Consider the following 12,347-nt stretch of genomic DNA (forward strand, 5'->3'; position numbering starts at 1 on the left):
ATTAAAGCTTATTTTTATTTAGCGTGCTGCTCTAATAAACTAAAGGTAGGTAAGCGCCACTTAAAGCGTATTGACGCCATACGTATTAAGTAGCCTGCAACAAGGCTTACAATAATGCTGATGTTATCGTCAATATTGTAATGGTGTAGTGCTAAGTACAAGCACGCTACAAGTAACGATACACTTGCGTATAGCTCGTTATGTAATACCAACGGTGCTTGGCGACATATTAAATCACGCAGTAACCCACCAAAAACACCCGTAACAACCGCAGCCACTACACAAATACCGTAATGTAGGCCCATATTTAGCCCCACTTGGCAGCCAATAATACTAAAGGCAGCTAAACCCAGGGCGTCTAGGCGCATAAATATGCCTTTAAATTTAACTACCCATTTAGCCAGCCACGTAGTGACAATACCGGCAATACAGGTAATTAATAAATACTCTGGGTGTTGTACCCACGTAAGCGGGTAATTGCCTAGTAATATATCTCGAACGCTACCACCGCCAATTGCCGTGGCGCTGGCTACTAGCACTACGCCAAACCAATCCATTTTCATTCGTCCTGCACTAAGTGCGCCAGTCATGGCTTCTGCGGTAATACCAATAATATAAACAATCGTTAATAGCATGAGATAATCACTTAAAATACGTGCGTAAAAATAAGGTGTGGATTGTATAGATAAATTAAGTAAATAACGAATGAAAAATCGTACTGAAAACGGTTAATTCAGATAGAAATAGCTAATGACAAAACCTAGTGTAAACAAGCTGTTAAGTTGGTAGGTGCGTGCGTAATGGTTGATGTGAATTAAAGGACATTTGGCCGTAAATTATAAATAAAATAAGTTGAGGTTTAGTTGTTTTTAGCATGTTTATTTTTAGCTGAATTTAATAACTTAGTTAAATAGATAATTTAATAGTTAAGTTTAATAGATAGAACTTAAAATTAACGCAATATGAATAAGTAGTTGCATGGTTTTAATTTAGGAACGTATAATAACAAGTGTTAACTAAATGGAATTTGCGTAAAACGCAGCTTAAGCAGAGCAGGTGGGTACATGCACAAAGGATTGTTAAAAGCGTGGAAGGACGATAAAGGCTTTGGTTTTATTAAATCAGATACCCTAGAACACGACACGTTTATACACATATCAGCGCTCAAACACATGAGCCGCAAGCCTAAAGTGGGCGACACTATTTACTTTGAAGTTGCAACACAGCCCGACGGTAAAGCCAAAGCAGTTAACTGCCGCATAGAAGGCGTTGCAGAGCTTAAAGCACCTTACCAAAAACACAATCAACAGCCTTACCGTATGGCTAAATCTAACTTTGCCAGTAGCTTTTTAGGTAAAGTTGCCTCAATTGGTCTTATCGCTGTGCTTTGTTTATATGCATTTAATAAATACAACACTCACTCAAGTAGCCAAACTCCCGTTATTATGAATGATGATTTAGCCACCTTTGATGAACAACACCCAAAAATCGTTATTCCAAAAAGCACGCAAAATTTTACGTGTGATGGCAGGCAGCACTGCAGCCAAATGACATCTAAAGACGAAGCAATATTTTTTATTAATAACTGCCCAAATACAAAAATGGATGGTGATCACGATGGTGACCCTTGTGAGAACGATTCTCGGTTTAAAAATGAGTGGTAGTTTGATAAATCGTTTAGTTAAAGGTTAGGTTGAAAAAATAGAATTAATTTATGGCTGAATATAAGTACAGTTAATCGTAATTTGCCTCATAACATTATTAAAATTAGTTTTGGGGTTAAATAATAAAGGCTACTGAGTAGCAATTGTAATTACCTGTTTATAAATGAGTTGTTTGGTGTGAATATCAAACAACGTAATATATGCCACTTTGTGGTGTTATAACCCCCCAAAGTGGGGTTCAATAAGCTGTTAAGTTTCTAAGTAGGTGAACGTGGATAGTTGTCCAAATAAAGAAATATTCAATTCCTTATCATCCTCATTTGATAGAATTGATGAAGCTGCATGGTTTATTCGATTAATGGAAGAAAATTACCATCAAGCTGATAAATTTAGATGGTCTTTAAACTCTTTTTTGAGAGCATTAAAAGAAATCATGCAATTAGTCACGATGGAAGTACAAGGTGATAAAGGGCTTAAAAAGGTGGTCACAGCTAAGAAGGCAGAATTATCCAAAGATCCTTTAATATCTTTCCTTTATAAACAGCGCGACATAATTGTACATAAGTCTATGTTAAAGCCTGCAAGCAAGGCTGGTGTTGGATTTACTCGTGGTAGAGGTATGAAATTGGGTTTAGGTTTTCCTATTGACCCGCTCAGTGATAGCGAAATAGGAATTAAAAAGTATATTAATTACGCTGCTAAAGATGTTGATTTCCTCGGTATTTTATATACCGAAGAAGATGGAGGTGGCGAATATACATGTGTGCAGCGAGAATGGAAGTTAGAGCAATTTCCTGACGATGAAATCACTGTACTAGCAGCATCCGCTTGGGAGAAAGTCACACAAGCATTTTTTGATGTAGCTGGGGAAATGGGAGCCAAATTAGTAAAACCAACTTTTACACTAGGCAACCCAAATCATGTGCAATTTGAAATATATAATCCTGAATGGGTAAAAAATGAATTAGAACATGCAAAAAAATGGCATGCTGAAAACGAAACTTAACAAGTTGCTTAAACGGACAAAAAACAGTTGGCTTTTGCTCGTTCCTCGCTAATTTTAGCCAACTATTTTATTGCCGCTTAGCAAAGCGTTAGGGCTCAAACCCGCGAAACTTTCTGAACAGGAAATAAACGATGAAGGACTGGTTTAAAAACAGGCTTAACGGATTGAATGGCTATCTTGATCAAAAGTACCCTGATTTTGAAGCCATTTTCACTGAGTCCGATGGAGACAAAAAAAGCCTAAGTCTCAATAAGGTATTATTTAAAGTACTTTCGTTCGCAGTGTTAAGTGCTGGTTTGTTGTTAATAATTAACTTGGCATTGATAACGTTCACTGATCGAGGTGGAGTGTTTGGTGATTTTTTAGGTGGAGTCCTAAATCCGATACTAACTTTCTTTACGCTGTTCGGTCTAATAGCCACTATTGTGATTCAGCGACAAGAACTCCGTTTGGCCCGCCATGAATACGAAAAGACTGCTGATGCTCTTAGCACACAAGCTATCGAAACGACTTTTTTCAATATTCTGGATCTGCACCATAAAATTGTAGATAACCTAAAGGTTGATCTAGAAGAATTAAGTTATAAGAGTGAGGCTGAAAGAGCTCTCAAGGGAATTACTGCGTCTCTTGTTTATTCTCAACTGGGTGAAAGTTTATCCTCTAAAAAAACTAAAGTTGAAGGACGAGCTGTCTTTGAGGAAATTTTGACCTTCTTATCTGTAGAGGCAAAAACACCAGATGATGCTTTGGACCGCTATAAAAACCTTCAGAAACATCACAATCACATACTAGGTCACTATTTCAGGAACCTATATCAAGCCCTTAAAATTATTGATGGTTACGAAGAAAATAAATTGACCTACGAAGAAAAGAGAAAGTACTCAAGCATACTTAGAGCACAACTTTCTACGAAAGAACTAGCGTTATTATTTGTTAATTGTCTAGAGAGTGTGTCAGATTCAGGGCAATTTAAAAACCTTCTGGTGGAGTTTCAAATGTTAGAGCACCTGCCAATACAAAAGCGCAAGGATGGCTATTCATTAGCTGGATCTAAAGTAGCAATAGCTAGTGAAGACATGCTTTTGCAGTACAAAGAAAAGAAGGAGATAGGCGTTAATCTGAAGAAGTACTATGGTGGGGCTTTCGGCACTAACGGCGGCGTGCCCTATAATCTCAGCCCTAACAAATCAATGCAGCCGACCGCTGACGCTTCGACTGATTGAGGCGTTGAGCAGCACGATGGAGGTGCTATGCAGAAATAAACAAGACACCCATCTTAAATTTCAGCTTAGTCAGCAGTGCAGAGCAAGTTTTCGGAGTATTAAAAAATGGACTTTGTTATATGCTTAATTTTATTTTTATTGTTCTATATTTTAGTCAATTATATCCAAAGCATTATTGGGTATTACCCTAAACTAGCTAGAGAATATAAAACGGATTTAATTATTTCTGATTCCTCACTTTTAAAATCAAGCAGTATGTACTTGACGAATGTGGCAGATATTTCTCGTGAGAAAAACAGTGAATATCGGACTTGGCTAAATATCAAATCATTTCAGCAAGGTATATTTATAAGCCAAAAACGGATGTTGATTTTACTATTTCCCAGTGCAGAAATAAACAAGACACCCATCTTAAATTTCAGCTTAGTCAGCAGTGCAGAGCAAGTTTTCGGAGTATTAAAAAATGGACTTTGTTATATGCTTAATTTTATTTTTATTGTTCTATATTTTAGTCAATTATATCCAAAGCATTATTGGGTATTACCCTAAACTAGCTAGAGAATATAAAACGGATTTAATTATTTCTGATTCCTCACTTTTAAAATCAAGCAGTATGTACTTGACGAATGTGGCAGATATTTCTCGTGAGAAAAACAGTGAATATCGGACTTGGCTAAATATCAAATCATTTCAGCAAGGTATATTTATAAGCCAAAAACGGATGTTGATTTTACTATTTCCCAGGAGTTTTTTAATACCATGGGAGCAAATTAGTTTAATAAAAGAAAAAACTAATTTTCTTAAAAATCAATATCTTTATAAAGTCGAATGTAAAAAAGAACCTGTTTATATCATTACGAAATTCGATTTATTAAAAAGCGTAAGTAACAAGAATTTACGAGAATAAATGAAGTCAAATCTTGACTTCACACACCAAAGCTTAACTGAGTTAAATCGCTTTGATATAAGCCATTATCCTCTTTAAAAGCGAAGCGCCTCATAGCCTCTTTGTGAATTAACTTTAGATTACAGGAAACATAAACATGACACCCATCCTAAATTTTGCTCTTTTCAAAATTTAGGACTACGTTTTAGTTAGTGCAAAAAACGAGCAGGGTGTCTTATGGCAATTGCAAGAAAGCGTCAAGTAAGTTTGGTTGATACAAAATACTATCACTGTATTTCGCGCTGTGTTCGTCGTGCATTTTTATGTGGAGAAGACCGTTTTACTGGTCAATCTTACGAGCATCGACGAGGGTGGGTTGAAGATAAGCTGCTTGAATTAGCAAAGGTATTTTGTATTGATGTGTGTGCTTATGCTGTTATGAGTAATCACACTCACTTAGTCCTGTATGTAGATGATAATCAAGCAAACAGGCTGAATGATAAAGCGATTGTTATCCGCTGGCATAAACTGTGTAAAGGCACAGTGTTAACGCAGAAATATGTTCGAGGTGAGAAGTTAAGTAAAGTTGAGCTCATCTTTTTCAACCAAACGGTTAAACAATACCGCGAACGCCTATCAAGTATCAGCTGGTTTATGCGGCTCTTAAATGAAGACATTGCGCGCAGAGCAAATAAAGAAGACAACTGCACTGGTAGGTTCTGGGAGTGCCGATTCAAATCGCAGGCATTACTAGATGAAGCAGCACTTGCAGCGTGTATGGCCTATGTCGATTTAAATCCCATTAGAGCAAAAATGGCTAACACACCAGAAGAGTCAGACCATACCAGTGTACAAAAGCGTTTAACATGCGCAGCAGAAGGTAAACAACCAAAACAGTTACTACGTTTTACTGGTATGCCTCGTCAGATTATGCCCAAAGGGCTGCCGTTTGAGCTTAAATCGTACCTTGAACTTGTTGAGCTAACAGGGCGAATAATACGAGAAGATAAACGCGGGCATATTGATAATATGAACCTTCCTTTGTTAGAAAGGCTTAATATATCCCCAGAGAACTGGCTAAAACTGACTACGCAATTTACGCGCGTATTTCATGGTGCAGTAGGCAGACCCACTTCACAAGCAAGTTACTGTGAAAATTTAAAGCGTAAACGGCGATCAAATATTAGCAATTGCGAAAAGCTACTCGCATAAAACTTAAGCTACTCAGTAAAACTATTCAGTAATAAATCACAACTGCATTATGCTGTTATTTTCATGCGTGTAATTTAGCTTTAATAGGGCTAATTACTTATTTAACGGATGAAATAAAGTGACCCACTCATAAAAGATAAATTTTGAACTTGAAGAGCGAATTTTTTGGTATAGTTTTGTTTGTTCAATTAAAGTGGCTGTCTAGTTTAGTCGGTGGTTGATTTAGTCGTGTCAAAGTTGAGACCTTTTAAGTGCATATGATGGAAATTTACTATGAAACAACAATAAGCTTTAATTGCATTGAGTTTTTGCCATATGTGCTTTTTCTAGTTATCAGTTTAATCTTTATTGGGAAGCTCAAAAAATTATACGATTTATACATTAAACTTTTTTTTAAGTTTAATTTCTTCGTCTTATTTTTTATATTTATTATTTACAACCTTGCTTCTACAGCTTCTTTATATTCAAAAATGCAATATATAACTAAAATAAAATCGCTTGAGCAGAGAGTTGTAACAGGCGAAATTGAAAAATTAGTAGAAAAAGAAGGAGCAAGTCGAACACAGAGCTTTTCAGTGTCAGGAGTGCTTTTTAAATATAATAACTATCAAACGGAACCATATTTTTTTGCAAATCTGAAATATAACGATAAGGTTATTTTTAATGGAGGTTATGTTGAAATCCATTATATCCAAGATAACGGCAATAATTATATCACCAAGTTATTTATAGAAAATGATTGAGGATTTACACCCAAAGGGATCGTCGACCCATTTAAGTTTTGATTTAAGCTATTATCTCCTCTAAAAGCGTAGCGCCTCATAGCCTCTTTGTGAATTAGCCTTTAGATTGCGAAGAGGGCATTAACTTGGGATGCGGTAGTCGAACGTTTTAAGTTTAAAGTGGGCGTCACTTTAAACGCAAAACATCGGCGAATTAGCACTCTAATACACGCCGATGTTCATAACTTATTTAAGTAACTACCTTACTAATAAGGTATTAAGCCTTAGTCTTGTTTACGGTTAAGACTAATTAAACATATCGCTAAAAGTAACGTTGCAATCATGCCTGAAGCGCCAGCAACACCTGATGGCATAAATCCATCACGACCAAAGGTAATTAAAATACCATTGGCTAACATTGCAATTGCGCCTGCAAGGGCTGTAATACTACCAATTGCTTTGCCGCCTTTAGCGATAAAAGACAGGCCAAAAACAAGTGCTGCTAATCCCAATAATAATTTAGCTGCGTAGTAAATCATGAATGATAGAGACACCACGCCACTAATTAAAGGTTGTGCGCCTTCTACTGTGCCTGCAACTTTGCCAAATGTAGAAAATAAAGTAAGGCCAACGCTTACCTGCACTATATTAAGTACTGCGCTAAACGCGATAGCCGACCAACCTAGTTGTGCGTTTTTTGCTTGCACCATAGCCGTGCCTGCAAAGGCAACAAGTAAAGTAAATATTAGCGCTTCTAGCCCCCAAGCCACCTGTCTTGAAAAGCTAATTTCAGCACTGTAAAGGGCTGAATAAATACCCTGTGATACCGCTAATATTAACAATAACGATGCTGTAATTAGGGTGGTGCGTTTATGTGTAAATTCCATTATGGACCTCTTTTGATTTTATATTTGACGCTTTCAACAGGTGTTGCGAGTTTGAATGTATCAAACCGCTTAGTCTTTGTATTTAAATAGCGTTTATCGTTGTAGCTATAAGACAGGTAAAGCTATTTAATTATTTCACTCAAACCTACAAAAGTAATAATTAATAACAAATAGGCTCAAGCTACGGATTTTAATTAAAACTTAAATCGGCAAAGTCGTTGTGATTCAAGCCATTTATGCCTCTAAAAACGCTGGGTCTCACACCCTCTTAGTGAATTAACTTTTAGATTACTAAGAGGGCATTTTACACGTATTCTAGTAATGGACATAAGCGACTTTTAAAAAGCCACTTATTGTAGTCAGGCAATGCTGTAAAAGAGCTTAAAACCTACTTTGTTAAGATAGAAATATAAAGTGAGACCAATCACTTAACGCTGTGATAGTTTGTTCTGTAGGGGGCGCAACATAGATTAAACCTGCAATGGCAATAATTGAAGCTAGCGTAATTAACTTATTATCGAAGTCAGCTATTTTTAAAGCGGTGCCAAAAGAGCGTTTAATTCTGACATTACTTAAATCTACACTGTAAATTTCATCCAGCAATAAATGAATTAATCCGCCTAATAAAATAAACCCACCCGTTAACCAGGCAAAGACAGCTGCTTGTGTGGTTGATTGGTCATTCAGTTTCCATGTTACTTGAGTCGTTAATAGCGCGCATAACAGTATAAATAGTAAAGAGTGGCAACTACCTCTATGTACTGTGATCCATTCAAAAATGGGTCTAATAATATATTTCATAAATCCGTAAACCAATAATGGCACTACGATTAACTCGATAAAGCTAATTTCAATAATGAGCTCGGTGGTTATGTAATGCAGTACCAGTAATACAGCGCTGAGTGCGAATAAGTTAAAAATAGTATCGAGTGATGTTGAGTTATCTGAATCTATGTCGGGTAATAAGCCGCCGATTGAGCCTAAAAACCATAACCAGAGTGCGCCCTTTAATTCAATATGTCCTGCAGATAATAAGGTGGCTGAGGCTAAGCCTGTGATGATTACGGCAGTATTAAGATGAGTATTGAAGTTTGCCATTGTATCTCTTGATGGGAAAAAGTAGGGCATTCTATCAATTGAAAAGTTTATTGTTCAATGTTCTTTAAAAATTGGGCTTAAATAACCTTGGCTCTGCTTATAAATCACTCTCTAGTAGCCATTTTTAGTGCTAACTGCGTTGAAAGAGCTCAATTAACCATCTTACTTTTTAAACTCGTCATAAAATGCAATTTGCCCTCGACCTGTTTCTTTTACGTGGTAGAGCATTTTGTCACCATTGATCATTAATTCGAGTAGTTCATCACCATCATTAGGGCCGACTGCAATACCAATGCTTGCACCCACGGCGCATGTTTTATTTTGTGAAATATAAATGTCTTGTTGTAGCTCATTTAGCAAAGCGATGGATTGCTCACGCGTGGCTGCTTTGTTGTAGGTATTAACCTGCCTTGCAACTATAAACTCGTCACCGCCTAGACGGATACATATATCGGTTTCTTGGGTAAAGTGCTTTTTAAATCGGTGTGCTATTTCAATAAGTACTTTATCACCGGCTTCGTGGCCGTAGGTGTCGTTAATGGGTTTAAACTTATCTAAATCAATCATCATTAGTACTAGGTGCTGATTGTGTTTAATGCACTCGCGCAGTGCTTTTTTAAGACGCTTTTCGCCGGCACGGCGATTAAGTAGGTCAGTAAGTGGGTCGTGATCGGCTTCAAAGCGAGTTTGAAATTCGCGTTCGGCGCGCTCAGTTACATCATGTAAAATTACTTCAACTAAGTGTTCTTGTTGAACGCTTCGCTTTGTTTCACGTTGCTCTGTTAGTCTTACAAATAAGCAGTGCAACCAAATGGTTTTATATCCCACTTTGCACTCTATATCTAGGGTTGCTTGTGGTGGGTTTTTATCACAACGTATATCTGCAAGCAGGTTTTGTAATTCATCAACGTTATTTAATAGAGCAGGAAAGTGCAAGGTTGATAATTCTTCTTCGCCGGGTACGGTAAAGTAATGTTTAAACGCGGGGTTAAAGGTGGTGATAATATTTTTGTCATCTAATAAACAAATACCGGCGCTGGCTTGTTCAAAAATAAGTCTAAATTTAGCTTCTAGTTCTTGAGTTTTTTTACGAAGAGATTGCTCATTACTAATGGTTAGCTTTAACTCATGCATTAAGGCGTTTATACCTTGCGTTAGCCTGCTTATTTCGTCTCGCTTACCTTGCTTAAACTCTAGCATTGTCATGGTTTCGGGATTGGTAGGATCAATTGTCGCAAAGCTGTCTGTTAGGTTTTGAATAGGCTGAGTGAGCCATTTGCGTACAACCAGCGACACAAAAAAAGCGATGACGATTGATTGAATCAGCATTAAAATAAATTCTTTTATAAGTGATGACTGTGCTTGTTGTTCAATAAAGTTATCGTCGGGGTATATGGCCAGTACACCTATAAAAGTGTTTTCTATAAAGGGGTGAACTAATTTAATTAACACAGCTTCTTTTTTCTTGTTAGTAGAGCCACTTGCAATAAATAAATCCATTTCTCCTTTTGGGTTTACTTCTCCTTCTAAGCTTGCACCTTGCACTAAGTCGTTACTTAGCAAGCCATTAATAATTTCTTGGCTTAATTCACGATCGTTTAGGTAGGCTGCTATGGCGGCTGTTTTTCCCATTGTTTGTGCTAACTGCTGCACGAGTAGGTAATTGGTGTTTTTCTTTTCTTTAAGACCCGAGTAATAAGAAAGTGTTGACGATACTAATGTAACTACAATGGCGACAATTGCGATTGATAGAGCAACGCGTACGTAGAGTGCTTGGCTAATTTTTATCAAATGTGTATACCACTTTTACTGCGTCTGTAACTTGCGATTGAGGAATATAACCAATTGCAAATTGTGATGCAGCTATTTTGTTTAACGCATCTTCAACGGATGTTGACGGTGATGGAGGCTTTGCACGCCCTGAAAATAATAACCTTGCCCAATAAGCATTAATTTTTTGCTCATCTTTGTTGACTAGTTGCAGGTAAAAATCATTTTTTAATGTTGATTGCGCCGGTAAATCAAGTGGCTTAGAGGTTTCACCATCAGGAAACGTTAAATAACGGCCCATGTAAATATCAATAACTTCGCGTTTAGACAAGGCGTTAATTGTATTGCTTTTATTTACCACTACTACAAACTCTGTAGATTTGGCATTAACACTAACAAGCAGGAGGCATAGCGGCAGCAACACATAAAGGAGTGAGTTACGATAGCTCATCATTGTTAAAATACCATACTAGCGTTCAAACTGAGCATATGTACTTTGTGGCCTTTGTCGACATCGGCAGGATTACTAAGACTCCATAAACCCGCGCCTTCGGGCTTTATATCAAAGCGGTCTAGTTGAGCTTTTAGCGCTAATCGCTCCGACAGTTGCCATTTTACACCTATGTTAATTGAATGCTGATGAACATAAGGCACCTTAATAGCAGCCTGTGTTGCAAGTGCTAGCTGTTGTATTGGTTCTGAAATTTGATCGGGTATGCCTGGTGAAAAAACAGGTTCGTTTACTTGTATAACATCGTGACGATTTTTTGCTGCTGAAAAGCTAGTGTAAAATATTGCATTGTTTACCCTATAACCAGCGCTAATATAAGTATTGAGTACTGATGGAGCTATTATCCAATCGGATTCTGAAATACCTACTTCAGATTGAATAAGCCAATTATTATGATCGTAGGTTAGTCCAAACGCCGCGTATTCTATACTGTGGCCTTTGGTATTAAATTTGTTAGATATCGTTTGTGCTTGTGGCCATATACTTTGTGGTACTGCGTCTAGTAAGGCTAAAAAATCATCCAATGAGGTTAACTTATAGCCTCCAAAATCTGATTTAGATAAAGAGAAACGTGCGGTCCATGCATCTAGAGAATAGGTGGCACTAAAGGTGGTTAAATTATCAAAATCAATAAAAAAGTCATCATTATAGGCTTTTAACTTTGCTGTAGAGCTTCCATATGCGAGCTTTAAACGTAAAAAACCTTCATCAATGGCTTTACTGTATTCAATATCCACACCGTCGTAATTTCCTGCAATGTTTGCAAAAGAGTAGTATTCATGAGGAGGGCGGATCCACAAATAGGCGTATCCTACATAAGGATATTCAGAGAGTAAGTAAAGGTCGCTGTTTAGCCTGCCAGCACGAATAGCCCAGTGGCGCGAGGGGCGATAACGAATAAAAGCGAGTTCTAAAAAGTTATCAAGACTTTTGAAGCTATGATCTTGTACTACTACTTGAACCACAGAGTCCCAGTTTTTTGAGAGCGAGATATTAGCTTGCCCACCTAAAATTGAATCACGCGTTACTGAAAAACCGGTATCGTTTTCGTTTAAATAATTTGATGCAAAGCCGATATCTGAATCGTCAGTGTAACTGAGTGTTAAAGATGCAAAACCACTAAATTGCACGTCTATTTCATTTGCATCGCTTTTATTAGCAGCAGAAATTACCAATATGGCTATGGCAATTGTACCTCGGAACAACATGTTAGCGCTTATTTTTATGATATGGATAATAAAAAGATAGCACATTTTTTAAAATTACCAACTTACTCAACATAAGATTTTACCAAAGGCGTTAGCATGGCAAAGCTAAAAAAAATACACTCTTTATGCTTGGTTTTTAATTTACGTTAAATTGTAAATA

12 protein-coding genes are annotated in these 12,347 nt (G+C 37.1%); 6 read left to right on the plus strand and 6 right to left on the minus strand.

Annotated elements, in window-relative coordinates:
- Positions 1-14: 14 nt before the first annotated feature.
- Positions 15-635 carry a trimeric intracellular cation channel family protein gene (locus QL995_RS13690; RefSeq protein ID WP_002961255.1) on the minus strand — a complete coding sequence of 207 codons (621 nt, stop codon included), beginning with the start codon at positions 633-635 and terminating at the stop codon, positions 15-17.
- A gap of 429 nt (positions 636-1,064) precedes the next feature.
- Between QL995_RS13690 and QL995_RS13695 the strand changes: the two genes are divergently transcribed.
- The 6 genes from QL995_RS13695 (at position 1,065) to QL995_RS13720 (ending at position 6,734) form a co-directional block, all read left to right on the plus strand.
- Entirely contained in the window at positions 1,065-1,664 is a 600-nt protein-coding gene (locus QL995_RS13695; RefSeq protein ID WP_290294395.1) for a cold shock domain-containing protein, read from the plus strand.
- A gap of 271 nt (positions 1,665-1,935) precedes the next feature.
- Positions 1,936-2,670 carry a hypothetical protein gene (locus QL995_RS13700; protein ID WP_290294396.1) on the plus strand — a complete coding sequence of 245 codons (735 nt, stop codon included), beginning with the start codon at positions 1,936-1,938 and terminating at the stop codon, positions 2,668-2,670.
- Positions 2,671-2,801: 131 nt separating this feature from the next.
- Positions 2,802-3,893, plus strand: a complete 1,092-nt coding sequence (locus tag QL995_RS13705; RefSeq protein WP_290294397.1) for a putative phage abortive infection protein — start codon at positions 2,802-2,804, stop codon at positions 3,891-3,893.
- 105 nt (positions 3,894-3,998) lie between these two features.
- Positions 3,999-4,442, plus strand: coding sequence for a hypothetical protein (locus tag QL995_RS13710; RefSeq protein WP_290294398.1), 444 nt, complete (start codon positions 3,999-4,001; stop codon positions 4,440-4,442).
- A 574-nt stretch (positions 4,443-5,016) separates the two neighbouring features.
- Complete coding sequence (locus QL995_RS13715) at positions 5,017-5,991, plus strand: transposase (RefSeq protein ID WP_290294399.1); 975 nt, start codon at positions 5,017-5,019, stop codon at positions 5,989-5,991.
- Positions 5,992-6,248: 257 nt separating this feature from the next.
- Complete coding sequence (locus tag QL995_RS13720) at positions 6,249-6,734, plus strand: hypothetical protein (protein WP_290294400.1); 486 nt, start codon at positions 6,249-6,251, stop codon at positions 6,732-6,734.
- 263 nt (positions 6,735-6,997) lie between these two features.
- Here QL995_RS13720 and QL995_RS13725 read toward each other — a convergent pair whose 3' ends face one another.
- The 5 genes from QL995_RS13725 to QL995_RS13745 form a co-directional block, all read right to left on the minus strand.
- Positions 6,998-7,600, minus strand: a complete 603-nt coding sequence (locus QL995_RS13725) for a thiamine biosynthesis protein ThiC (RefSeq protein WP_290294401.1) — start codon at positions 7,598-7,600, stop codon at positions 6,998-7,000.
- Between the two features lie 396 nt (positions 7,601-7,996).
- On the minus strand, positions 7,997-8,698 hold the full coding sequence (locus tag QL995_RS13730) for a metal-dependent hydrolase (RefSeq protein ID WP_024593761.1): 702 nt from the start codon (positions 8,696-8,698) through the stop codon (positions 7,997-7,999).
- 162 nt (positions 8,699-8,860) lie between these two features.
- The gene (locus QL995_RS13735) at positions 8,861-10,489 is read right to left on the minus strand and encodes a sensor domain-containing diguanylate cyclase (RefSeq protein WP_290294402.1); all 1,629 of its coding nucleotides are present in this window, start codon (positions 10,487-10,489) and stop codon (positions 8,861-8,863) included.
- Positions 10,476-10,922 (minus strand): hypothetical protein, encoded by a 447-nt coding sequence (locus tag QL995_RS13740; RefSeq protein WP_165726070.1) that lies wholly within the window; start codon positions 10,920-10,922, stop codon positions 10,476-10,478. Before QL995_RS13740 ends, QL995_RS13735 begins: the two co-directional genes overlap by 14 nt.
- Before the next feature lie 2 nt (positions 10,923-10,924).
- Positions 10,925-12,187, minus strand: a complete 1,263-nt coding sequence (locus QL995_RS13745) for a hypothetical protein (protein ID WP_290294403.1) — start codon at positions 12,185-12,187, stop codon at positions 10,925-10,927.
- Positions 12,188-12,347 lie beyond the last annotated feature (160 nt).

This window comes from Pseudoalteromonas sp. APC 3358 (genome assembly GCF_030408075.1).
Taxonomy (GTDB): Bacteria; Pseudomonadota; Gammaproteobacteria; order Enterobacterales; family Alteromonadaceae; genus Pseudoalteromonas; species Pseudoalteromonas arctica.